The 24,518-nt window shown below is 62.2% G+C and carries 19 protein-coding genes; 6 read left to right on the forward strand and 13 right to left on the reverse strand.

Translation table 11 applies throughout. From position 1 onward, the window contains the following. Positions 1–96: 96 nt before the first annotated feature. The gene (locus AB0O97_RS10930; protein WP_363882409.1) at positions 97–879 is read right to left on the reverse strand and encodes a YgjP-like metallopeptidase domain-containing protein; all 783 of its coding nucleotides are present in this window, start codon (positions 877–879) and stop codon (positions 97–99) included. A gap of 165 nt (positions 880–1,044) precedes the next feature. Between AB0O97_RS10930 and AB0O97_RS10935 the strand changes: the two genes are divergently transcribed. Continuing rightward, positions 1,045–2,127 (forward strand): ThiF family adenylyltransferase, encoded by a 1,083-nt coding sequence (locus AB0O97_RS10935; protein ID WP_363882412.1) that lies wholly within the window; start codon positions 1,045–1,047, stop codon positions 2,125–2,127. Here the strand turns inward: AB0O97_RS10935 and AB0O97_RS10940 are convergent. Further along, positions 2,091–4,235: an ATP-dependent DNA helicase UvrD2 gene (locus AB0O97_RS10940; RefSeq protein ID WP_363844924.1), complete on the reverse strand. Its 2,145-nt coding sequence runs from the start codon at positions 4,233–4,235 to the stop codon at positions 2,091–2,093. The genes AB0O97_RS10935 and AB0O97_RS10940 overlap by 37 nt on opposite strands. Beyond that, the gene (gene nudC, locus AB0O97_RS10945) at positions 4,232–5,188 is read right to left on the reverse strand and encodes an NAD(+) diphosphatase (RefSeq protein ID WP_363844921.1); all 957 of its coding nucleotides are present in this window, start codon (positions 5,186–5,188) and stop codon (positions 4,232–4,234) included. Before nudC ends, AB0O97_RS10940 begins: the two co-directional genes overlap by 4 nt. Positions 5,189–5,363: 175 nt before the next feature. Here nudC and AB0O97_RS10950 point away from each other — a divergent pair, with 175 nt between their 5' ends. Continuing rightward, on the forward strand, positions 5,364–6,698 hold the full coding sequence (locus AB0O97_RS10950; protein WP_363882415.1) for a phosphotransferase: 1,335 nt from the start codon (positions 5,364–5,366) through the stop codon (positions 6,696–6,698). A gap of 27 nt (positions 6,699–6,725) precedes the next feature. On the opposite strand, the gene AB0O97_RS10955 is transcribed toward AB0O97_RS10950, so the two are convergent. Genes AB0O97_RS10955 through AB0O97_RS10965 form a run of 3 tightly spaced genes read right to left on the reverse strand, consistent with a single transcriptional unit; the run spans position 6,726 to position 14,115 of the window. Further along, positions 6,726–10,214: an ATP-dependent DNA helicase gene (locus AB0O97_RS10955; RefSeq protein ID WP_363882417.1), complete on the reverse strand. Its 3,489-nt coding sequence runs from the start codon at positions 10,212–10,214 to the stop codon at positions 6,726–6,728. Next, positions 10,211–13,666 carry an ATP-dependent DNA helicase gene (locus AB0O97_RS10960; protein ID WP_363882419.1) on the reverse strand — a complete coding sequence of 1,152 codons (3,456 nt, stop codon included), beginning with the start codon at positions 13,664–13,666 and terminating at the stop codon, positions 10,211–10,213. Before AB0O97_RS10960 ends, AB0O97_RS10955 begins: the two co-directional genes overlap by 4 nt. Further along, entirely contained in the window at positions 13,663–14,115 is a 453-nt protein-coding gene (locus tag AB0O97_RS10965) for an MGMT family protein (RefSeq protein WP_363844909.1), read from the reverse strand. The genes AB0O97_RS10960 and AB0O97_RS10965 overlap by 4 nt, the downstream gene beginning before the upstream one ends. Before the next feature lie 87 nt (positions 14,116–14,202). Here AB0O97_RS10965 and AB0O97_RS10970 point away from each other — a divergent pair, with 87 nt between their 5' ends. The 4 genes from AB0O97_RS10970 (at position 14,203) to AB0O97_RS10985 (ending at position 17,671) form a co-directional block, all read left to right on the forward strand. Beyond that, on the forward strand, positions 14,203–14,889 hold the full coding sequence (locus tag AB0O97_RS10970; protein WP_363882422.1) for a 3'-5' exonuclease: 687 nt from the start codon (positions 14,203–14,205) through the stop codon (positions 14,887–14,889). Between the two features lie 335 nt (positions 14,890–15,224). Continuing rightward, positions 15,225–16,163: an ABC transporter substrate-binding protein gene (locus tag AB0O97_RS10975; protein WP_363882497.1), complete on the forward strand. Its 939-nt coding sequence runs from the start codon at positions 15,225–15,227 to the stop codon at positions 16,161–16,163. Positions 16,164–16,172: 9 nt separating this feature from the next. Beyond that, on the forward strand, positions 16,173–16,931 hold the full coding sequence (locus AB0O97_RS10980) for an amino acid ABC transporter permease (RefSeq protein WP_363844903.1): 759 nt from the start codon (positions 16,173–16,175) through the stop codon (positions 16,929–16,931). A gap of 2 nt (positions 16,932–16,933) precedes the next feature. Further along, on the forward strand, positions 16,934–17,671 hold the full coding sequence (locus AB0O97_RS10985) for an amino acid ABC transporter ATP-binding protein (protein WP_363882424.1): 738 nt from the start codon (positions 16,934–16,936) through the stop codon (positions 17,669–17,671). 87 nt (positions 17,672–17,758) lie between these two features. Here the strand turns inward: AB0O97_RS10985 and AB0O97_RS10990 are convergent, their stop codons facing one another. The 7 genes from AB0O97_RS10990 to hemQ form a co-directional block, all read right to left on the reverse strand. Further along, the gene (locus AB0O97_RS10990) at positions 17,759–18,208 is read right to left on the reverse strand and encodes an MOSC domain-containing protein (protein WP_363844897.1); all 450 of its coding nucleotides are present in this window, start codon (positions 18,206–18,208) and stop codon (positions 17,759–17,761) included. A gap of 49 nt (positions 18,209–18,257) precedes the next feature. Further along, positions 18,258–19,580 carry a glutamate-1-semialdehyde 2,1-aminomutase gene (gene hemL / locus AB0O97_RS10995; protein ID WP_363882426.1) on the reverse strand — a complete coding sequence of 441 codons (1,323 nt, stop codon included), beginning with the start codon at positions 19,578–19,580 and terminating at the stop codon, positions 18,258–18,260. A gap of 67 nt (positions 19,581–19,647) precedes the next feature. Beyond that, complete coding sequence (gene hemB / locus AB0O97_RS11000) at positions 19,648–20,628, reverse strand: porphobilinogen synthase (RefSeq protein ID WP_363882428.1); 981 nt, start codon at positions 20,626–20,628, stop codon at positions 19,648–19,650. Continuing rightward, on the reverse strand, positions 20,625–21,608 hold the full coding sequence (locus AB0O97_RS11005) for a uroporphyrinogen-III synthase (protein ID WP_363882430.1): 984 nt from the start codon (positions 21,606–21,608) through the stop codon (positions 20,625–20,627). Before AB0O97_RS11005 ends, hemB begins: the two co-directional genes overlap by 4 nt. Then, positions 21,605–22,588 carry a hydroxymethylbilane synthase gene (gene hemC / locus AB0O97_RS11010; RefSeq protein ID WP_363844885.1) on the reverse strand — a complete coding sequence of 328 codons (984 nt, stop codon included), beginning with the start codon at positions 22,586–22,588 and terminating at the stop codon, positions 21,605–21,607. Before hemC ends, AB0O97_RS11005 begins: the two co-directional genes overlap by 4 nt. Positions 22,589–22,605: 17 nt before the next feature. Further along, positions 22,606–23,769 (reverse strand): ferrochelatase, encoded by a 1,164-nt coding sequence (locus AB0O97_RS11015; protein WP_363844882.1) that lies wholly within the window; start codon positions 23,767–23,769, stop codon positions 22,606–22,608. Then, positions 23,766–24,461: a hydrogen peroxide-dependent heme synthase gene (gene hemQ, locus AB0O97_RS11020; RefSeq protein WP_363844879.1), complete on the reverse strand. Its 696-nt coding sequence runs from the start codon at positions 24,459–24,461 to the stop codon at positions 23,766–23,768. Before hemQ ends, AB0O97_RS11015 begins: the two co-directional genes overlap by 4 nt. Between the last annotated feature and the right edge of the window lie 57 nt (positions 24,462–24,518).

The following is a 24,518-nucleotide window of genomic DNA, read 5'->3' on the forward strand; positions in this document are numbered from 1 at the left end:
GGCTCCATCACATCCCGGCGGCGGGAATCGCAGATCCACTGCTACGGCAGTGAACTGAGGTTCCCGCCGCCCTCTTTGTATAATTGCTGAGACGGACTATTCCGAGGTTTCACTTCCGTCGTCAGTACCGTCATCACGTCCGTCATCCATACCTTCTCCCATACCCATGATGTTTCGCGCCGAAGCAAACGAGGCCCCTTGCAAGAATGCCTTCGCCTCTTCAAGCTTCGAGTACCCGGCCAGTTCCGCCCAGAATGCGGGGCTGTGGTTTGGGTGGATCAAGTGGGCCAGTTCGTGCAACAACACATAGTCCACAACCCAGTCAGGCATACCCTGCACGTGGTGGGAAATGCGGATGGTCTTCCGGGCCGGGGTGGCCGAGCCCCAACGACCGTTCTGGTTGCTAACCCAGCGCACCGAATCCGGCACAGCCCGGGCACCCAAGAACTGAGCCGAAAGAGAGTGGCTGCGCTGCAACAGGGCAGCGTCACTGGCTGGGACGTTCCGACGGCCAGCCAGGCCTGCTTCGCGTTGTTTGCTGTGTTCCAGTTTGGCGGCCATGTGCGGCACCCAATACGCCTCATCGTCAAGACTTAGCCGCGCTGGAACGGCTATGACTGCCTGTCCGTTCTCCCAGAATGCAGCCAGCCCGGTTTTCCGCCGCGCCGTCCGCCGGACCACGATGGGATCGCCTGTGCTGAGCCGGTGGAGTGAAATTGAATCGCCCAGCGGACCTTTGGTTCCCGTGCCGATGGGCCTGCGGCGCGCAGCAGCTGCCAGCGCCGGTACCGGTGCCGATGCCGGTGCCGGTGACTGTGACCGTGCAGGGGTGGGTGTCTGTGCCGGAGTTCTAGGAGCTGGTGCTGGTGCAGGTGCCATATATCGACCGTACCGCCACCGTGCCACCCAGAGCACGCCGCTGGCCCTGTGCGGGGACAAGTTGTGGAGAACACCTAGCTGTGGATAACTCACAGCAGCCCAGCACTTCAAGTGCAATGATCTTAACTACGGCATCTACTCGCCGGAATCCTTAGGGAGGTCATCATGACGGCTGTCAATCCGGCGCTTCGCATGGTCAGCCGAGGCGCCCACAGCGTGCAAATTGGGTTGGGGCCCGGCGGCCTGATCTTGGAGGGACTACAGGCCTCAGACGTGGCGTTCATCAACGCGTTGCGCCGCGGAATCGCCGACAAGAAAGTGGTGAGTTCCGCCGTTGAACTTGGTGTTCCTGCCGCGCGTGCCCAGGAGATTTGCACTATGCTCGACACCGTTTTGTGTCCCGACGCCGAACTGTCCACCCAAGGGTACCGGGCGGAACGGCTGCGCCCTGACAGGACTGCGCTCTTGGGCTTGTATCGGGATTCGGCACAAAAGCGCCTGGCCCAGCGCCAGCAGAATGTGGTTCATGTGGCGGGGTTGGGACGCACCGGCGCCACCTTAGCCGGGGCACTTGCCAACGCCGGAGTGGGCACGCTCCTGCTCGAGGATGACTCCCCCGTCGCCGCGTCCGACGTGTCACCGAGCGCCTACACCAAGGCCGACATTGGCATCCCCCGCTCCCTGGCCCTGCGGCGCCATCTCACAGCTCTGGATCCGCTGACGCACATTCACATGGTGCACGACGGCGGGGCAGGAGGTCCCAGCCTTCAGAGCCTTGATCTTGCCGTTCTGGTGGGTTTCGACTGCGCGGCAGTTGGGCTGACGTCTCGTTTTCTGGGTACCGAAAGGCCCCATCTGCTGGTGTTGCACAGGGAGCAAGACGGCACGGTGGGTCCACTCGTGGTGCCTGGGGAGACCGCCTGCGCGGGCTGTGTGGAACGGCAGCGCAACGGCCCTGAATCTCCGTGGTTGCAGGGCGACGGTGACGGGCCGTTAGCGGGACCGACAGCTGGGCCTTCAGCTGGTCGTTTGGAAGCTAGCGCTACCTCGCTGGCTTTAGCTGGTACCGCAGCCACCCAGGCACTGCTATTTCTGGACGGCGTCAATCAGCCCAGCGCGTGGTCCGCCGTCCTGAGTTTCCATTCTGGGAGCGGACGCTGGACAGAGCAGGAATTCAGCGCCCACCCTGAGTGCGGCTGCCAATGGCAGAATCAGCCAGCCACAATTTCCAGAACAGCTTCTCCGTAGCGTTCCAGTTTAGAGGGCCCCACTCCAGGCAGGGCAGCTAGTTCATCCAGGTCCTGCGGAGCAGCCTCGGCAATGGCCATCAGTGTGGCATCGGTAAACACCACGAAGGCTGGCACTGACGCGGATACCGATTCCTTCAGACGCCACTCTCGCAACTGTTCAAACACTGCTTCGTCGTACCCAGGCGGGCAGTCGGAACAACGCCCCACCTTGCGTTCGGCGCCGGTATTGAGGATCTTCCCGCATACCCGGCACACTGAGGGACCCGCCAGCTTGCGCGATTTACGGGTGGTGGCCATGCGCGGGCCGGTGGGAGCCCCACCCACCGAATTGGGCCGCAAGCCGTCCAAAAACCGGGAGGGCTTGCGGTTCGCCCGGCCACCCGGGGTGCGTGCTGTGGACCAGGAAAAGTTCAGGTATTCCCGAGCACGAGTGATGCCCACGTACAAAAGCCGGCGTTCCTCATCCACGGTTTCGGGTGTATCCGCGAAGGAGATGGGCATCAACCCTTCACTGAGGCCCACCAGGAACACGGCGTCCCATTCCAATCCCTTGGCCGAGTGCAAGGAAGCCAGCGTGACACCTTGGACGGTGGGGGCATGCTGGGCCGTGGCCCGTTCCTGTAGTTCGGCGACAAAGTCCAGGATGGAGAAAGTGTGCTCGGGGGTGCTGCGGGAGACCACGAGCTCATCGGCCAGGGCAACGATGGCGCTGAGTGATTCCCAGCGTTCCCGCACGGCACCGCCCGTTTTGGGGGCCTCTGCCTGGTAGCCGAGGTTGCCCAACACATCACGGACTAGCTGGCCCAGGGCTTCATCTTCGGCAGCACGGGAGGAAGCGCGCAGCTGCAGCATAGCGTCGCGGACTTCCTTGCGGGCGAAGAACCGCTCGCCACCGCGCAACTGGTAGCCGAGTCCGGCCGCGGTCAGCGCCTGCTCATAAGCTTCGGATTGACCGTTAGTCCTGAACAGCACGGCAATTTCGCTGGCGGGTGTGCCATTCTCAACCAGTACCTTGATTCTGGCGGCGACGGCTGCGGCTTCGGCCTCGTCATCGCTGCACTCCATGAATTCAGGCGCCGGACCGCCTGGGCGCTGCGCCACAAGTTCTAGCGGCTTAGACCAGAGCGCATCGGCAGTCATGCCTCCACTGCGCCGATTGGCCAGCAAGCCGTTGGCCAAGCCCACCACCTGCGGGGTGGAACGGTAGTCACGGACCAGCTTGACCACGTTTGCTTCGGGGAAGCGCTGGGGAAATTCCAGCAGGTGCCGCGGTGTGGCACCTGTGAAGGAGTAAATGGTCTGGCTGGCATCGCCCACCACGCACAGTTCGTCGCGGCCACCTAGCCACAGATCGAGCATCCGCTGCTGGAGCGGGGAAACATCCTGGTATTCATCCACCACAAAGTGCCGGTACTGATCGCGTACCGTAGCTGCGACCCGCGGATCTTCCTGCAGAATGCCCACGGTGATCAGCAGGACATCCTCAAAATCAATAAGGTTTCGATCCGCCTTCACGTCTTCGTACCCTTGGAAGAGCCTGCCCACCGTGACCTTGTCCAGCCCGCCTGGTTCGCCGCGATCTTCTGCCTTGATGAGGTACGTTTCCGGGGTCATCATGGACACCTTGGCCCACTCAATTTCGGCGGCCAAATCCCGGATGGCAGCTCTGTCGGTGGGCAGCCGGAGCCTGCGCGCGGCCTCGGCGATGATCTGAGCCTTGTGTTCGAGCAGGCCCGGCAATTGACCGCCGACGGCGTGCGGCCAGAAATACTGCAGCTGCCGTAACGCTGCGGCATGGAAGGTGCGGGCTTGGACAGTGCCCACGCCCAGATCGCGCAGCCGGGTACGCATTTCGGCTGCCGCTCTGGCTGTAAAGGTCACGGCGAGCAGACGGTTGGGATTGTAGACACCGGTGTGTACGCCATAGGCGATGCGGTGCGTGATGGCGCGTGTCTTTCCGGTGCCGGCGCCTGCCAGCACGCACAAAGGCCCGTTCAGAGTGGTGGCAACGGTGCGTTGTTCCTCATCCAAACCGGAGAGAATCTTTTCCTCCGCCGTGCGTTCATCCATTACGGGCAGACCCAGCTGGCTGGGGTCAAAACTCATAGCTGTTCACCGGCTTCTACAATTCTTCCGCCAAACCAGTGCTCAATCAGTTCCCGCGCAATGGACAACCGGGGCGAGATCACTGCCTCACCCTTCAACACCGCGTCCTGCAACTCTTCTCGCCCGAACCAACGGGCCGCCCGGACTTCCGTCAGATCTGGGGTGGCGTTCGTGTCATCCGTGTAGCCCATGAAACCCAACATCAAGGACCGGGGAAACGGCCAGGCTTGGGAAGATCGGTACTGGAGAGAATGCAGACGGACACCCACCTCTTCAAAAATCTCACGCACCGCAGCTGCTTCGGCGCTCTCTCCTGCTTCTACGAAACCCGCCACGGTGGAGTACCTGTTCTCATCCCATGCGAAGTTGTTGGCCAGCAAGATTTTCTCATCGGCACCCACAATCGCCACGATCACGGCCGGATCGGTGCGGGGAAAATGTTCGGAACCGTCTTGGCTGCAACGGCGCATCCAGCCTGCCGCCTGAATTTCTGTGGGATTGCCGCACCGCGGGCAGAACGCGTGAGTGGCATGCCAGTTGGCTGCCGCCTGAGCCTGGATGAAAACCTCCGCATCGGCCCTACTCATCTGCTCTGCGGCAGCTCGGTAACCGGCGAAGGAGCTGCCCTCCGGCACCCAAGCCGGCTCTCCGGCGTCGTCCGGTAATGCGATCAGCACCAGCTCCGTACCCGCGAGTAGGGTATGTCCGTTGCCCTCAAGCACCTTTCCCAAATAGACCGGCAGGGTCCCGGCCGGTAGATGTTGGGGCAGTTGTGAGGGGTGTAGATAGGCCAACGAACTGAGACTGGCACCGGCCACCAGGGCCTTACCGCGGTGGAAGAGCACTACCTTGTGGGCTGCCGTCGCCAACACCGTCTCCAAAAACCCGGGTTCATTGCGCTGTTCGCATTCCCGGTCCAGCACAACGTCGGGGGAAAGGTTGGGTTTGCTCATGTTTCTACCGTACGCATCCACTGCACTTTTTTACATTCCGCAGCACGTGATTGTGGACAAGGTGGCGCTGGGCTGCGATTCGCGCAGGAGGATTTGTGCACGACTTCTTACGACTCGCCGCCCCGAGGAAGCAAGGTTTGGAGCCTTCGCGTTCTACGGTGGAGGGGTGAGAAGAATGACTGCAATCGAACTGGCCGCTATTGCCAGCGCCGCCGTGCCCGGACTCAACGTGACAGCGTTTGGTCCGGAGCCCGACCATGCAGCCGATTTTTGCTCCGCGTTGTTGGTGGATTCGGAAAATCGGCGCTGGAGGGTACGTTCGCCGCGCCATGCCGAGGCCAGTACTCGTCTGGAAACCGAGCGTCAGGTCCTGCGCGCCTTCACCCCTGCGATTCGAGCCGAGCTACCCTTCTTGCTGCCCACCGTGGCCGGAACTGTACGGCAGGGCGAACTCATCACCTTTGTGTACTCCCACATCCGGGGGAAGGCATACACAGTGGAGCAGCTCTCAGCGGGAAACGCTACCTTGGCCATGGAAATCGGTGCCGCCATTGCAGCCATTCACGATCTTCCTCAGGAACTCGTCACCAATTACGATCTCCCCAGTTACACCGCCAATGAATTCCGTCAACGCAAGCTCAACGAACTGGATCAGTCGGCCACCACGGGCAAGATCCCGCCGGCACTGCTGCGCCGCTGGGAACACGCCATGGAAGATGTAGCCCTGTGGCGCTTCAACGCGTGTGTGGTCCATGGTGATTTGCACGAGGACAATATATTGCTCGACGGCGATCAGGTCACCGCCGTCAATGGCTGGACCGAGCTGCGTGTGGGCGATCCCGCTGATGATTTCGCATGGCTAGTTGCCGTGGATGATCCCGACTTTGTTGACACAGTGCTGCAGGCTTACGCTGGCGCCCGCCATGAAACCCCGGACCCGCACCTGCTTCGCAGGGCCGCCCTCAGCGCCGAGTTTGCGTTGGCGCAGTGGCTCGTCAAGGGGTACGCCGCCGACAGTGCACGCATGGTGGAAGATGCAGAATCCATGCTGCGCACCCTCGAAGCGGACATTGCCGAGCACGGCGGCCAGCCCATCAGCGTTGAGCCGACTGTTGTTGTTGCTCCCACCGCAGTTAGCCCAGCTAGCCCAGTGAGCAAGGCCACCGAGCCGCAGCCCAGCGAATCCCCAACTAAAGTAGCTGCCGAACCGGCTCCTGATACAGCATCGATCTCGATCGCTGACCCCCAGATCAACGAGCAGCCGGCCACCGATGTCACCGCTGGGCCATCCGGTGAATCCGGCAAGAACGACGCCGACAATCCTCAGGATGTCGCCGGTGATACGACTTCAGACGCAGACTCAGACGCAGACGCAGACGCAACCAACTCTGACAGTGACACTGACGGCGACGACGCAAACGCCAATACTCAGGACTCTGCCCCCGATGCTTCATCATCTGGCGAAGACGTCGACACCACCGCGATGAAGGTCATTACCATCGAAAAGTAGCCAGCGCACTAGTGGCCACCCCTAGCATTAGGCGGAGTAGGCGTTGGTGACGATGGCCTCTAGCTCGTCCTGTCCAGCCAGATCCACGGGCCTGATGAGCTTGTCCTGGCCCACGTAGTAAAACGCTGCCCGCACCTGATCCAAGGGCACTTCCTTGAGGCGCGACCAAGCAAGCCGGTACACGGCCAGCTGCACCCCACGGACCGCCAACTGTTGCTTTCCGGGAACCTTTCCGGTCTTCCAATCGATCAGGTCCCAGCTGCCGTCCGCATCCCTGAAGACTGCATCAATACGCCCACGAACCACTACGTCGGCCACCCTGGTTTCAATGGGCACCTCTAGCTCGGCAGGAACTCGGGTAGCCCACTGGGATTTCTTGAAAGTTTCTTGCATGCTGGCCAATCCATAGGCCTCATCCACATAGGAGTCAGCTCCGGGAGACTCATCAAAGTCCAACTGCCCGGTGGTGCCGAAGAAGTCCTCAATCCAGGTGTGGAACGCCGTTCCCTTCCGAGCCGCCATGCCAGGCTTGGTGGGCACGGGTCGGCGCATGGCGCGGGTGACCTTCTCCGGGTCTTCGCTCAGAGCCACTAGCCGGGAGGCGGAAATGTGCGGTGGCAGTTCCACCCTGAGCTGGTCCGACTCCACTTGTTCCTGTGCCAATAGCACGCTGGTCTCGAGCCCCCAGCGCGGGTGGCTCGCCAAAAATTCGCTGCCACCCACGAGTGCCGAAAGTTGTTCCGGCGTGAGCCCGCTGGCGCGAATTGCTTCCTGTTCACTGTCCACGGCAGCAGCTGACCGGCTAACGTTCCCACGCCGACCCACCCGCTTCACAGCTCCGGGGCGGCCTTGGATCTCAGGGCCGTTGAGCGGGTCATAAGGCCACTGCGCACTTTCGGCACCGGCGCTGGTGGGGTTCTGGGCATCCTCTTCAGGATCCGGGGACCACAGCGAAATTCGGGCACTTTGCTGCGCCCCTTCGGCCAGCATCAGCAGCTCGGAGATGAAGGGGGAAGGTTGCAGTGGCTTCTTCCCGCTACCCCACACCGTGCTGGAACACATGAGAAAATCGCGGGCTCGGGTGAAGGCAACATAGGCTAGCCGCCGTTCCTCTTCCTCGCCGTGCAGGCTGACATCGGCAGCGAACAGCTTTTCATTGTCCAACAGGGTCTTCAGGTCCGGGACGTTCAAATCCCATTCCGGCAGATCGTCCCGGTCACCACGCAGCGGCCAGGGGAGGGATTTTGCCCCGGTGCTCCAACGGTCAGCCCGAGTGCTCGGAAACGCCCCCATATTCATCCCAGGAACAAACACCACATCCCATTCCAGCCCCTTGGAGGCATGTACTGTCAGCAGCGCCACCGCATCGGGGTTGCTCTCCAATGGCGTCATTTCCAGTCCGCCTTCTTCGGACTCTGCTGTTTCCAGCCACCCGAGGAAAGCATCCAAGTCAACCCGCTGCGCCGCCTGCATAAAGGTTGCGGCGGCGTCCGCAAAGGCATCGAGGTTGCGCCGGGCATGGTGAATGCTGGCGCCGGGCTTGGCTGCCAATTCAATGTCCAGCAGCATGGTGCGTTCCACCACACCGAGCAGGTTGCTCAGATCCTCACCCACAAAAGTACGCAGCATGCGCAACTCATCACGCAGCGTCAGCAACCTGGCCCGCGCCACCTGGGACAGCGGGCGTATTGACTCCGGCCAGTAGTCGGCACTGAGATAGTCCAAGGCTTCGATCAGCGATGAGGCGTCCACGAGATCTGCCGTCACCACAGTTTCCGGCGCTCCCTCACCGGCTTCGTGCGCGGCCCCGTCCGGGCCGCCATGGCCGGAATCTAGCTCCAGCTCACCGCGCAAGGCTGCAGCGTTGAAGTCCACCCGATTTTCGGCGGCCCACTTTCGGCGCCGGGCCAGGTGCCGGGCCCAGTCCGAAAATGCCATGAGGTCCAACGGCCCAATTCGCCACCGAGCACCGGTCAGCAGCCGCATCAGGGCATCCGAACGTCCGGGATCGGCCACCACGCGCAAAGTGGCGACCAAATCCACAATCTCCGGGGTACTCAGCAACCCGCTCAGTCCTACGGTCTCGTACGGGATGCCGCGGGCCTCAAAGACGCTCTGCAGCCCAGCAAACTGCGCACGACGACGGCACAGCACTGCCACTGTCATGGCACCTTGGGTGCCGCTGCGGTGCGTGAAATCCCCCTTTCGGTCCAGAATTTCATCGGCGATGGCTTCTGCCTCAGCTATTTCTGTCTCAAAGCGGGCCAGCACCACTTCCCCGTCGGGTGCGTTGGGCTTCTCGCGCAGGGGTGAAACCACCACCCGCGGGCCGGCTGCTGCCCGTTCTTCCTCGGTTAGCCCGGCCGCCAGTTTGGCGTGGGCCTTGCGTGTCTGCGCTTGGGCAAGTTCTGCTGACATGACGTTGGCGGTATCTAGAATGTGGGCTGAGTTCCGCCACGCGATGGTGAGTTCGGCAGTTGGTGCGTACCCGCCGTCGGACTTGAGGAAAATCTCCGGGAAGCGGAACAGCTGCCCGGCGGAGGCGCCTCGAAAACCATAGATCGACTGGTGGGGATCGCCCACGGCTGTGACGGGGTGACCGGAGCCGAAGAGCTCGGCGAAGAGCTGCAGCTGAGCGTGCGATGTGTCTTGGAATTCATCCAGCAACACCACCTTGTACCGCTGGCGCTCCACCTCGCCGGCGTGGGGGACTTCCTGGGCGATCTTGGCCGCCAACGCCACCAAATCGCCGTAGTCCAAAACATTGCGGCGCCGCTTGGCCTCGGCATATTTTTGGACCAGCTCCACCACCGAGCCGCGGGTCCGCAAGACATCCAGCTGCTTGTTGACCACGGCAGTGCGCGGCTTGGCGGTCTCGGCGATGTAGGGCAGGGCATCGAGCCGTGCCAAGTAGGACGCAATGGTTTCCCGGACTTGCTCGGGCTCTTGCAGGTGTTCGGCGCATTCCCCGGCCAGATCCATGACGGACTGGATCAAGGTCGATTTGGCGGCCGTGAAGTGTTCGTGAGCGCCGTTGTGGGCTTCCACCACCTCGCTGGCCAATTGCCATGCCTCGGCGGCGCCAAGAACCACGGCATCACGCTCAATCCCCAAGCGCAGTCCGTAATCGGTAACAATGCCGCTGGCGTAGGAATGGTAGGTGGAAACCTTGGCTTCCAGAGCATCCTTGGCCGCTGCGGCGGGCGCCAACTCCACCTCACCGGAGCGTGCCAACGTACCCAGCTTGGCCAGCTGTCCGCGGATCCGGGTGGCCAACTCCCCTGCCGCCTTGCGAGTGAAGGTGACGCCCAGGATCTCTTCCGGCAGCACCAGACCGTTGGCCACCAGCCACACCACGCGGTCCGCCATGGTGGTGGTCTTACCCGAGCCAGCTCCGGCAATGACGAGCAGCGGTTCCAGGGGCGAACATATGATGGCGGCCTGTTCCGGTGTGGGCGGGAACTGCCCCAACAGTTCGGCCAATTCATACGGGCTCAGGGGCTGTGAAAGTGTCATTCGGTGATTTGTTTCCCTTCCGGGCACAGCGGGCAAATAGTTGGCAGCGGGCAACCGTTACGTTCGGACCAATCCGTACCGTGGCGGGCAGGAAATACTGCTTGGGCCATCAGGAGTGCAGCTTCCATAACTTTGGCAGTGGGATCGTTCTCGCTTCCGGGCACCATGGCAGGCTGATCCTGAGTCTTGACACTCTTGGTGCCGTCGCCCAGCGGCAACAGGGCTGCTCCCCCGGAGACCGAACCGGAAAAACCGGCGGCTTCGGCCAGCTCGGTAAAGCCTCCCGCTGTCACGGCCACTTGATAAGCCCCCAGCTGTGGATGGGCCAGAACTTGGTTCTTGGTGGGTTTGGTGCGCCCGGTCTTGATATCGACCACCACCAGGTTCCCGTTGGAGTCGGCTTCGAGCCGGTCCACCTGGCCACGCAACCGCACCACGTGGCCTTGAATCCCCGATTGTGTTTCTGAAGGCGTATCCCCGGGCACTGCATCCGGTTGGTGACCGGCTGCACCGCCCGTCGATCCACCCAACATGGCAGGGATTTCGCCAATTTCAACGCTGAAGTCCTCTTCCACACCGATCAGCGTGCGGCCCTCTTGGCGGGCCTCCACCACGTACTGGGCCAGCTTCCCCAGCATCTCTTGGGCGCGCTTGTAGTCCACCTGGGTTTCCCAAGAATCGGGCAGGCCCAGAGTGGGCCAGCGCTTGTCCAGTTCAGCCAAGTACTCGTGCCCGGCCCCGTTCGGAACGTCCTGGGCGATGGCATGAATGAGGGTTCCCAAGCTCCGCGCGAAATCGGTGGTCGCTTCCCCACCGGCGGCTCGGATAAACCAGTTCAGTGGCGATTTGAGTACTTCTTCCACCTTGGACGGGGAGACGTTGACCGGTTCACCGGCAGGGACAATGGGCGCGTCGCTGCTCAGCGGCAGCAAACCCCACCACTGCTCCGGATGGGCCCCGGGAACGTTTTCGTGAGCTAGCACGGCCAGCATTCTGGCGGCTTCGGGATCGGCATACATCTCCGATTCCTGCCGTAGCTCAGAGACCAATGACCGCAACGTCATGGGCCGCGGGACCTGTTCCACCGGACGCACCGGATACTGCGATTCGCCACCTGAATCAGTGACTGGAATGTACGGGGCGGCAAGGTCAATAAATTGTGAGGGCTGCAGATCGTGACCGGCGGCGGCCGTCAGAATCAACTTTTGCCCTGCCCGTGAAACGGCAGCAGAAAAACTGCGCAACTCGTCATACCGGATATCTCGAATGCGCGCGGCGGGCTCGATCTGCCGAGCCATCTCGGCCCCATTTTCCAGCACATCCACCAATAGTTGACTACCCAGAAGCTCCCCACGCAGCCGGGTATTGGGCCACACGCCTTCCTGCAACCCCGAGACAATAACCACCTGCCATTCCCGGCCGGCCGCACTAGCCGGAGTGAGGATCTCCACGGCGTCGGTGCGCTGAGCACGCGCCGCCAAGGTATCCATGGGCAGTTCCTGGCTCAATAAATAATCAAGGAACTGCTGCGGACTCGATCCGGGCAGTTGGTCTACGTACCGTTCAGCCGTCTGGAACAGCGCCATGACCGCATCCAGATCCCTGTCGGCACGGATACCGGTTGGCCCGCCGCGCAACGCTTGTGTTTCCCACGTTCCGGAGCTATCGCAGGCCTCCCATAGCGCCCATAGGACAGTTTCGGCATTAGCGCCGGGCTGGGCCACCGCGTCATTTCCGGCAGCCAACATGGCGGCAATACGGGTGGCGTTGCCTGCTTCCCAGCCCAATGGCGCCAACTTTTCCGGGTGCAGCAACGCCTCAACGAGCAGCTCGTCGCTGGCCCGACCACCACCAGACTGCAACTCCTGTTGCCGCAGCGCTTGGCGCAGCCGACGCAATTGCAGCGCCGTTGACCGCCCCAAACGCGAGGTCAACAACGCCACGCAAGCCTCGGCGTCGAGCTTGCCGGGATCAAGCGCCACCCCGAAGGCCTCTAAGAGGGGGCGAACCGCGGGCTCGTCGCGGACCGGGTTCTCTGCCACTGGCACCTTCACGGCGATCCCCAACCCGCTCAAATATCGTTGCAGGGCAGCCAGTGCCGAACCCGTCCGCACGATCACGGCGATCTGATCAAGGCTGTGCTTTTCAATGTGTTGCAGGTGCAGGATTCGCTCCGCCACCAGGCGCAATTCATGGACTTCAGAGGCCACTACATGAGCCCTGACGTACGACGCCGGGTCCCCGGCTGCTGCTTCCAAGCCACCTTGGGTGGCCGGTTCCAGCCACGCAAGTTCGCGGGCTTTCTGTCCGCCCCGGATCTGGAAAATCCGCTCGGCCACCCCGGACCAGGCGCCCGCAACGGCGGGGCTCATCCGATGCGAGGTGGACAACACAAATTGCTGCAAGGGCAATTCTTCGGTGCCCAGCGACTGTACCAGGGACGCCACCATGTCCGGGCGGGCACCGCGGAAACCCTGAACCACAACGTCCGGGGCTGCCGCCACCAGCAGGTCCTTGCCCCGGCCCACCAATTTCAGGAGTTCATGGACGGACCTGTTGGCCTCTTGAATATCGTCAACCACAATGAGTTCCAACCGGCTACGCTCTGCGGCCAGGAATTCCGCATCGAGTTGCAAGAGTGTGGTGGCTGCTGTGATGATGCCGGCCGGGTCAAAGGAGCCCGACTTGCCCCAATCCACCACATCCCGGTACTCGGAGTACAGCGATGCTGCGGCCACCCAGTCGGGTCGACGGTTGGCGACACCTAGCTGTGCCAATTCCTCGGGCAGGAGTCCGTATTCAATGACACGGTCAAAAAGTTGCCGGATTTCCTGACGGAAGCCGCGGGTTTCCAGTGCCTCTTTGAGCTCGTCGGGCCACTGCGGGTCCGTGCCCAGTCCCATCTTGTGCCCGGCCAGCAGATCCTTAATGATCAGGTCCTGTTCGGGCCCACTCATGAGCCGTGGCGGGCCGTCCAGGTGCGGCATCCGGCCTGCCACGGTGGCCCGGCGCAGCAGGTCAAAGGCATAGGAGGACCAGGTCCTAGCCGGGGAGGTACTGATACTCCTAGTGAGCCGAGCGCTGAAACCGTCACGAAGCTTAGCGGCAGCCAACCGGGAAGGTGCCAGCAGGAGGGCACCAGCTGGATCTACGCCGTCGTGCTCCATCCGTTTGACGGCCGCCTCGATCAGCACGGTGGACTTGCCGGTACCGGGGGCACCCCACAGCAGAACGGGACCGGTGCCGGGCGCCAGATCGACCACGGTTTGTTGGTCGGTACTTAGCTGCAACTCGGTCTTGATGCTTTGCGAGGGCTTCACCAACACCAGTCGGGGCAAGGGCTGGAAGTCCTTGCTCACTGTCGCGGTCCGCGCCGGTGGTGCGGCAGGCTGTCCGTCAGCCTGAGGGTCAGCGGGGAGCTGTTGCTGCGATTGCTCTGCTTGCGTGCTCATATTCCCAGTTCACCACGAGGCTCTGACATTCTGATATCTGGATCCACAGTGGCATCGGTGTCAAGCCCAGCGGCGGCGTGCAGGGCCGCTGAGATGGCGTCGATGAGCTCAAACTCGGCCTCGTGCGGATTCCAGCGGGCACTTTTCATCTCCACGCGCCACGGCGGGTTCTTGCCCGGCACGGCCGCGGCCGCGGTGTCGCCACGCAACGCCGTCGACTCTTGTCGATAATGCTCCAACGCCCCGCGCTCGTGGCACAGCGGAGCAGCACCACTGGCGCGGATGACCCGCCACCACGCCACAGCGCTGCCATGGGCGGACATGACCGCACCCACTTGGCGCGGCCCACCACTTTCCAAGAGGGCAGCGATGTCCCCATACGACAAAACCTTGGACTCAGGGATCAGCTCGGCCACCGCCAGAACCGCCTCAACATACTCCTCACGCATGCCTCCAGCGTAGTTTGCAACACAGCTGAGCGGATGCACAGGCCGCGGCGGACTTAAATGTCGGTGCCAACAGGTACCGTAAGTGTCATGACTAGCTGGAATATGCATCCCCGTGCCGCCTTTGACTTAGAAACCACTGGCAAGGATCCCCGCACGGCCCGGATCGTCACGGCCTCGATCGTGGTGGTGGATGAGGGCGGCACCGTGGTGGATACGCACGAGTGGTTGGCGGATCCCGGGATAGAAATTCCTGAGGAGGCCGCCGCCATCCACGGCATCAGCACCGAGCATGCCCGCGAAAATGGTCGGCCCTCAGATATGGTCACCGCCGAGGTAGGGGCTGTTCTCGATACGCTCTTTGCCAACAACATTCCCGTGATCGCCTTCAACGCCAGTTACGACTTCACCGTCCTGGCCCATGAAGCGCGCCGCCACAGCCTGGCTCAAATTACCGCGGCCCCGGTCATTGACCCCTTCATCTGCAATAAGAACGTGGACCGGTTCCGCAAGGGCAGCCGGACCCTGGTGGCCCTCTGTGAGGAATACGGAATCAGTCTCAAGGACGCCCATACCTCGGCTGCCGACGCCGAAGCCACCCTGCGGCTGGCAGATGCGCTGGCGGCAAAATACAGCGCGCTGCGCATTGATGTGATGGATCTGCACAATGCTCAGATTGGGTGGGCTCGGGACCAGGCCGCCGATTTCCAGGCATATTTGCGCCGTGTCAAGGACCCGGCCGCCGTCATTGAGGGCGATTGGCCCGTTCTGCCCTGATTCTAGGCTCCACAAAACCCCTGCTATGAGCTAAATCACAAATAAAATCTGAGGGCTGGCGAGTTTCCTGCGCGTCAGTCGTGCGCCTGCGCTAGCTAGAGCGTGATCGCTGCCGTGGTGAACGCCCTAATTTTCGCCGATTATTTCTTCGAACGCGCTTTTTGCCTCGCATAAGTTCGCATCCGCCATAATTTAGGGCGGGGTGACATAATTTAGTTCCGTTGGTTGAGTTCTGCTAAGAAACTCCTGTGAGTATCCAGCCCGACTCCCATGCCACGCTTATCCCTCCCGAGCAGTCCTTCGGGCTGGGCACCTGCAATGAAAGTGAATGTTTGATGAAGAAATCTGCCCTGAAGTGGCTCACGGCCGCCCCGGTTGCCGTTGCTCTGGCCTTCTCCCTCGCAGCATGCGGCGGCGGCACGGATGCCGGCACCCCCACCGAGTCCTCAAATGCCCTCGCCGGTAGTGATCAGGTCTCGCTGGATAAGTACACCACTGACGATGTAGTGGCTCTTGACTCGATCGACAAGGACGCTCTGGGCCTGATCGTGCCCGGCACCATCACGGTCGGAACCCTTTCTGACGCCCCGCCGAACATCTTCATCGACAAGGACGGCAAGTTCACCGGTTTCGACAACGAACTGCTGCGTGCCGTTGCAAAGAAGTTAGACCTAAAGGTTGAGTTCAAGTCCACCGACTTCTCGGCCCTGTTGGCTCAGGTTGAAAACAAGACGTTCGACGTCGGTTCCTCCTCGATCTCCACCACGGACGCCCGCCGTAAGAACGTTGGCTTCACCAACGGTTACGACTTTGGCTACATGGCTGTCGTGACCAAGACCGACTCTCCCATCAAGTCCTTCGCAGACCTGAACAAGGACACCCGCCTCGGAGTCATCCAGGGCACCGTTCAGGACGACTACGCCACCAACACCTTGCTGCTGGAAGCCTCCACGGTTCGTTTCCCGGACTACAACACCGCATATGCGAACCTGAAGAACGGTCAGATTGACGCTTGGGTGGCCCCCTCACAGCAGGCCTCGGGTCAGATCAAAGAAGGCGACAACACTCACATCGCCGAGTCGATCATCAACACTCAGAACTTCACCGCTTACGCTGTAAACTCTGGCAACAAGGCCCTGACCGACGCCATCAACGCTGGCCTGGATGCCGTCGTGGCCGATGGCACCTGGGGCAAGTTGGCTAAAGAATGGTACCCGGACCGCGAAACCCCGACCACCTGGTCACCGGGTTCCAAGGCTGTCAAGCTCCCTTAAGGCTGGCGCATGAATGCATTTGAGCAGTTCCTAAAAACCTTCTTTGACTGGCAGGCAATGGCGGAGGTCATTCCAAACCTCCTCACTGTCGGCTTACCCAACACCCTGATCCTTGCCGTAACCTCGGCTATTTTGGGCTGCTTCTTTGGCTTGATTCTGGCCATCATGGGCATCTCGCGCAATCCTGTTGCCCGGTGGATCGCCAGGATCTACACAGATGCCCTGCGCGGTCTGCCCGCCATCTTGGTCATCTTGGTCATCGGCATCGGTATGGGGCCCACGGTACGTGCGCTGACTGGAAGCACCAACCCGTATCCCATGGCTGTTTTGGCGTTGTCCATGATGGCGACGGCGTACATTGGTGAAATCTTCCGTTCGGGAATTCAAAGTGTGGAGAAAGGACAGCTCGAAGCTTCCCGCGCTCTGGGCTTCAGCTACGGATCATCGATGCTGCTGGTGGTGGTGCCTCAGGGTATCCGCCGGGTTCTGCCGGCACTGGTAAACCAGCTGATTTCCTTGATCAAGGATTCCTCATTGATCTACATGTTGGGTTTGCTGGGCAGCCAGCGCGAGATCTTCCGCATCAGTAATGATGCAGCGGCGAACTCCGGAAACCTCTCCCCCCTAGTGGCCGCCGGCGTCCTATACCTGTGCCTGACTGTGCCGTTGACGCATCTGGTCAACTTCATTGACAAGCGCATGCGCGAAGGCAAGGCCCAGAAAATTGAGCCCGACGACGCCGCTGCTGTAATCGGAAAGGGCGCCTAACCATGAGCGACTTTAATTCAGGTTCCCTGACCGCCACGAACATCCATCTTGCCTTCGGGGCTAACAAGGTGCTGCGCGGCATTGACCTGCACGTTCCGCAGGGCACCACGGCCTCGGTCATCGGTCCTTCGGGATCAGGCAAGTCAACGCTGTTGCGCGTCATGAACCGACTGATTGAACCTGATCAAGGCGATATCCTCCTCGACGGTAAGTCCGTCCTGAAGGAGAACCCGGACGAGCTCCGCCGTCGTATCGGCATGGTGTTCCAGCAGTTCAACTTGTTCCCGCACAAGACCGTTGTGCAGAACGTTTCTTTGGCGCTCATCAAGATCCGCAAGATGCCCAAGGATCAGGCGCACGTCAAGGCCCTTGAACAGCTCGAGCTGGTGGGCCTGAAGCACAAGGCCGATGCCCGCCCCGGGAACCTCTCCGGAGGCCAGCAGCAGCGTGTGGCGATTGCCCGCGCGTTGGCCATGGAGCCCGAGGTCATGTTCTTCGACGAGGCCACTTCTGCACTGGACCCCGAGCTGGTCAAGGGCGTTCTGTCGCTCATGACCGATCTTTCCAAGGGCGGCATGACCATGGTTGTGGTGACCCATGAGATGGGCTTCTCACGCAATGTCTCCGACACCGTCACCTTCATGGATGGCGGCGTGGTGGTTGAAACCGGTTCCCCGGATCAGCTGTTCACCGAGCCGAAGACGGAGCGCTTGAAAGGCTTCCTCTCGGACGTCTTGTAGTCCCCACCGGCTCCCACGGCTCGTTTCTCGTTGGCGTGGGCCCAACACAACTGCCCCCGGATTCCTAGACTCCGGGGGCAGTTATGTTTAGATGCGTTCTAGGGCCTCGTGCGCTCCGTCAGGAAGTTCGACGACGATCGGCTCACCTGGGCGGATGGCGCCGCCGGTGATGACCACTCCCATGACACCGGCCCGGCGAACCACACTGCCGCCGTCGTCGTAGCCCACGAGTTCCTTGAGTAATCCGGGGCGGAAATTCTCGATCTGAGAACAGGGATTACGCAGTCCCGTCAGCTCCACCACTGCGTGCCCGCCAAGGTGCAGCAGGGTCCCGCGCGGAAGTTTCAATAAGTCGACGCCTCCGGTGGTGATGTTCTCCCCTAGTTCCCCGGGAGCAACATTGAACCCTCTGGGTTCCAACCATTCGAAGAGTTCCGTCTGTATCAGGTGCAGCTGGCGCAGATTGGGAGCCGAAGGATCTGCCCTGACGCGCGAGAGGTGTTGGACCGTGACGCCGTGGTGGGCATCGCCAACCACGCCCAGCCCCGTCCAGGTGGCAAAAGTAGCCTTACGCAGGCCCGAACCGTTAGACCACGGTGGCGGCTGCTGCAGCCTTCGCCGCGGCCGGCAGTGCCGTAAAGATGCGGTTCATGGCAGCGTCATCGTGCGCCGCGGACAAGAACCAAGCCTCGAAGACGCTCGGCGGCAGGTACACACCCGAGTCCAGCATGGAGTGGAAGAACGGGGCGTAACGGAACACTTCCTGGCCCTGTGCGTCATCGTAGTTGTGCACGCCAGCCGCCGAGGTGCCGAACGCAACAGAGAACAGGCTGCCGGCACGCTGGATCGAGTGATCCACACCCTCGGCAGTCAAGGCGGAGGACAGCGCCGCGGACAGTTCCAGTGAACGCGCATCCACCGTGGCGTACACCGAGGATGTCGCGGCCGTCAGCGTGGCAACGCCGGCGGCCATGGCCACGGGGTTTCCGGACAGCGTGCCGGCCTGGTAGACCGGTCCCAGGGGGGCTAGATAGTCCATGACCTCGGCGCGGCCGCCGAGTGCGGCCGTCGGCAGTCCGCCGCCGATGACCTTGCCGAAGGTGAACAGGTCAGGTGTCCAGCGCTCGGCGGAGTCAGCCGCGCCGCCGGTCAAGCCCCAATAACCTGCCGCACCAACACGGAATCCGGTGAGAACCTCATCCAGAATCAACAGCGCGCCATGAGCGGTGGTGATGCGTGACAGTCCGGCGTTGAAGCCCTCCCCCGGTGTTACAACACCCATGTTGGCCGGAGCAGCCTCCGTGATGACGGCAGCAATCCGGTCACCATGCGCGGCAAACGCAGCCTCGACGGCCGCCAGATCGTTGTACGGCAGCACCAATGTTTCGGCAGCGGTCGCGGCCGTGACACCGGCTGAACCTGGCAGCGCCAAGGTGGCCAGCCCCGAACCTGCTGCGGCCAGCAGCGAGTCCAGGTGGCCGTGGTAGCAACCGGCAAACTTGATGATCAGGTCCCGGCCGGTGAAGCCGCGGGCCAGACGCACAGCCGTCATGGTTGCTTCGGTGCCGGTGGAGACCATGCGCAGACGTTCGACGCCGGACACGCGCCCCTGGACCAAAGCGGCCAGTTCGCTTTCGGTCGGGGTGGAGGCGCCGAAGCTCAGTCCGTGATCAACGGCGGCATGGACGGCTGCCAGCACATCCGGGTGCGAGTGGCCCAACAGGGCCGGGCCCCAAGAGCACACAAGGTCCACATAGTCACGGCCGTCGGCGTCGGTGAGGTAGGCGCCCTTGGCGTTGACCATGAAGCGCGGTGTGCCGCCCACGGAGCCGAAGGCACGCACGGGCGAGTTCACCCCACCGGGCATGAGGGTCTTGGCGCGGTCAAAAAGTTCCTGCGAGGAGGTCATGAAATTTCCTTGACTAAAGGCTGATTGCTAAGGGCTAAACACTAAAGGACGAGGTAAAGAGGAAGCGCTAGTTTTCGCCCAGCCAGACGGCCAGTTCTGCCGCCCAGTACGTGAGGATCATGGACGCGCCAGCGCGTTTGATGCTCAGCACCGATTCCTCGATGGCGGCACGGCGGTTGATCCAGCCATTTGCTGCGGCTGCCTCGATCATGGCGTACTCACCGGAGATTTGGTACGCGGCCACGGGCACGGGGCTCATCGCTGCCACGTCGGCGAGAATGTCGAGGTAGCTCATGGCCGGCTTGACCATGATGATGTCGGCGCCCTCGGCCAGGTCCAGTTCAACCTCGTGGAGGGCTTCGGTACGGTTACCCGGATCCATTTGGTAGGTGCGGCGGTCCCCGTCGAGCTGGGAATCAACGGCTTCGCGGAACGGGCCGTAGAACGCGGAGGCGTACTTGGCGGCGTAGGCCAGCACGGACACGTTGGTGAATCCAGCAGAATCCAGAGCCTCACGAATCACAGCCACCTGGCCATCCATCATGCCGGACGGCGCCACAACATGGGCGCCCGCGGCGGCCTGAGCAACAGCCATCTTGGCGTAAATCTCTAAGGTGGCGTCATTGTCCACCTGTCCGGCGGAATCCAGCACTCCACAGTGGCCGTGATCGGTGAATTCATCCAGGCAAAGATCGCTCATGATCACGAGGTCATCACCGACGGCGGCGCGCACGTCCCGAATGGCCTTGTTCAGCACGCCAAAGGGATCCACGCCGGCAGACCCGGTAGCATCGCGCTGCGCCGGAATGCCGAACAGCATTATGCCGCCCAGCCCCAGCTGCACGGCCTCGCGCGCAGCGTTCACCAGCGACGCCGTTGTATGTTGCACCACGCCCGGCATCGAGGTGATGGGCTTCGGCTCGCTCAGATCCTCACGAATGAACACCGGCAGAATCAAATCCGCCGGCGCCACCGAGTATTCGCTGACCAGCCGACGCATGGCGGTGGTGGTGCGCAGGCGGCGGGGGCGGTGCTGGGGGAAACTCATGACGACTCCGTAACTTGCTGGTTTAGAAAATTAGTGTGGGCCCGGGCCAGTGCGGCCACGATGCCCTGCGGCGTAGGGTGATCGGCGGTCGCGACAACCACCATGCCCAAGCGCTGGGCTTCAGCCTGCGTGGGTTGGCCGATCGCGATGACCAGGCAGTTCTCCGGCAGTGGCGCCATGGTGGCAGCCACCCTGCGCGCCGCACTTCCCGAGGCAAGTACGACGGCGTTAATCGCCCGCGCACGGATCTCCCCTGCCGCTTCTGCCGGAGTGAGTAGGGGGTAAGCGCGGGAGCTGCCGGCGCCTCCCTGGCGGTCGGCTCCCCTCGCGGGCAGTAAGATTTCCTCGGTCGCTGAGCGACCTTCGTAAATCCATCCCCGCTCCGGGGAGCGGCCCGCCAACGTAGCCGTCAGGCGGCGAGCCGGATCGGCTGGATAGTCGACTGTTTTATACGCCGTGACGATCTCGGGGTGCCAGCCCTTGGCGGTCAGACCCTCCACCAGCGTGGGCTCGGCTAGGTTCGACTGCGGCAACAGAACTCGAGGGGATCCGCCGTCGGCCGAATCAAAGTCGGACCACAGTGCTACCAGGCCCGCGGCCGATTGCAGATCAACAGGTGCCAGCTCCGCATGAATGCCCTCTGCCGCCAAAACAGCGACAGAGGTGGGGCCGATGGTTGCGACGGAGGTCGACGCCGGAATCAACGCTTGCAGTGATGTTCCAGCCGCCTCGCACCATTGCTTCAGAGCGCGCACAGTGGTGATGGAGCTGATGACCAGCCAGCGGTACTCCCCTGCAGCGAGCCGCTGTAGCGAATCCCCGAGAACCTTTTGCTCGCCCACCTCAAAATCGATGACAGGAACCAAAACCGGCTGCGCACCAGCCGCGGCAAGCGCATCAGCCATGGCCCCGGCCCTGTCAGCACTGCGGGTCACGGCCACGCGCAGGCCGGCCAGCGGGACGTTGCCGCTTTCGGTCATTTCGCGGAGCCGGCCAATTCCGCCAGGTCGGCTGCGCCGCCGGCGAGCAGTTCTTCGGCCAGTTCAATGCCGAGGAGGGTGGCTCCAACAGAGGTGAGACCGTCGGTGGCTTTCTTCAGGCGTAGTGAGCGGGTGCCATCGAGCGAGACCACAACGGTTTCCAGGTAAAGCATGGAGCCCTTGCGGTGAGCGAGAGCACCGACCGGTGCGCTGCAGCCGGCTTCAAGGCGGGCCAGGAGAGCACGTTCGGCGGTGACGGCAAGACGAGTATCATGATCGTCCACCGCGTTGAGCGACTGCCCCAAAACCCCGTTCAGATCGGCGTCGGCCGTGCGGCATTCCAGCGCAAGTGCGCCTTGCCCGGGGGCCGGCAGCATGATGAACGAATCAAGGAATTCGGTGACGGTATCGAGCCGGCCGATCCGGCCCAGACCAGCGGCGGCAAGCACCACGGCATCCAGATCAGCCACTTTTCCGTCCACGCGTTCTACGTCGGGGTTACCGGGCAAGCCGGGGACCCGAGCTAGACGGGTATCTACGTTGCCGCGGATATCCACGATGAGCAGATCCGGACGGGCCGCCAGAAGCTGAGCCGCTCGGCGCGGGGACCCCGTGCCAACCGTTGAGCCAACTGGCAGCTCAGCAAGCTTGAGTCCGTCGCGGGAACACAGCGCGTCTCTGGCATCGGCACGCACAGGAATGGCACCCAGAGTCAGGCCAGGCACCGCTGCCGTGGGCAGATCCTTGAGCGAGTGGACAGCCACGTCGACCCCACCGTTGAGGAGCGTGTCACGCAGGGCAGCGGCGAAGACGCCCGTGCCACCCATTTGAGACAGCGGACCGGTGAGGACGTCGCCGTCGGTCTTAACAGGGATGATCTCGGCAACAAAGCCGCCGACAGCGCTGAGCTGATCGGTGATTTGCTGAGTCTGGCTCAGGGCCAACTTGCTTCCGCGGGTTCCAATTTTCACACTTGTCATTGTTTCAGCCATGGCGATCAGGAGCCAGCCGGCGCGGATACCAGCCCTATGGTGCTGCCCACTTCTGAGATGACAGGCTTCTCGCCGCGGAAGTTAGCGCAGCAGCCCGGGTTGCACACATCGAACCACGGTCCCAGCTTTGTCATGGCCGGGCGTTCTTCGATGTGGTTTTCAATGGTGCGTTCGCAGATCAAGTCCACGAGGCCACTGACAAACTTCTGGTGCGTGCCAGGGGTGGGTGAGCGGTCAAAGGCCAGGCCAAGTTCGGCGCACGTTTCTGCGGCTTCGGTATCGAGGTCCCAGCGGACCTCCATGTGGTCGCTGACAAAGCCCAAGGGGACTACAACAACACCCTTGGTGCCAGCCGCGGCCTTCTCGGCAAGGGCATCGTTGATGTCCGGCTCCAGCCACGGCACATGCGGAGCACCTGAACGGGACTGGTAGACCAGCGACCATTCCTGGGCCGGATCAACCGCGGCCATGATGGCTTCGGCCGCGGCAAGGTGCTGCGCCACATAGGCTGAATTCTCGGCGAATTCGCGCAGTTCCAGCTCGGAGTTACCCGAGGCTTCGGCATCCCTGGTGGGAATTGAGTGGGTGGCGAACATGACGTGCACCGGCGCCTCCGGAGTGCCAGCGGCGGCCAACTGGGCGCGAACCTTCCTCAAGGATGCGGCAGTGCCTTCAATGAAGGGCTCAACAAAACCGGGGTGGTCAAAGTACTGGCGTACCTTGTCCACGGCCAGCTTGCCGTCCAAGCCTGTCTCGGTCAGGGCCATGCCAATGTCTTCGCGGTACTGGCGGCAGCTCGAGTATGAGGAGTAGGCGCTGGTGGTGACCATCAAGAGTCGGCGATGACCGGCGTCGTACGCATCCTGCAAAACGGCGGGGATGTAGGGATCCCAGTTGCGGTTACCCCAGAGGACGGGCAGCGCAATGTTGCGGGCTGCCAGTTCGGCTTCCAGAGCCGCCTTCAACGCACGGTTCTGTGCGTTGATGGGGCTGATGCCACCATTCTTACGGTAGTGGTGGCTGACCTCTTCGAGGCGCTCGTCGGGGATGCCGCGGCCGCGGGTGACGTTGCGCAGGAACGGGATGACATCATCTTGGCCCTCGGGACCGCCAAAGGAGGCCAGCAAAATGGCGTCGTATTCGGCGGGCGCTACCTTGCGGTTGTTCATCGGAGAACCTCGGCAACCTCGGCTGCGTCGATGTGGCGGCCGGTGTAGAACGGCACTTCTTCGCGCACGTGCAGGCGGGCATCGGAGTAGCGCAGGCTGCGCATCATGTCGACCAAATCTGTGAGGTTGTCAGCTTCCAGACCCAGCAGCCATTCCCAGTCGCCCAAGGCGAAGGCGGAGACGGTGTTGGCCTGAACCTGTGGGTATTCGCGGCCCAGCATGCCGTGTTCGCGCAGCATCCGGGAGCGATCCTCGGCCGGAATGATGTACCAGTCGTAGGAGCGCACAAAGGGGTAAACGCAAACCCAGCCCTTGGCGCCGTTCGGGCCCATGTAGCTCGGAGCGTGGGACTTGGCGAACTCAGCTTCGCGGTGCACGCCCATCGCGGACCAGGCGATTTCCGTAGCTGCGAACAGCTCAGTGCGGCGGATGCTGCGGATGGCCCGCTGCAGACCCTCAGCCTCAGCGCCCACCAACCACACCATGACGTCTGCGTCGTTGCGCATCGCGGAAACGTCGTAGGCTCCGCGAAGGGTGATGCTTTCGGCGGCCAGCGAGGCAACGAGCGTCTCGAATTCGCTCACCGCGGCTTCCCCGCCTGTGAAGGATCCGGTCCGCTTGAACACGGTCCACAAAGTGAACGGAGTCTCGGCAGGAGTTTTAGTGACAGTTTGTGCAGAAGTGTGGCTCATGGCTTCAAGTTTGCACCCATTGGCGCGAAAGCTTAAATCGTAGTTCTCTACATGGCG

Origin of the sequence: Specibacter sp. NPDC078692, assembly GCF_040686835.1 — a bacterium.
Classification (GTDB): Bacteria; Actinomycetota; Actinomycetes; order Actinomycetales; family Micrococcaceae; genus Specibacter.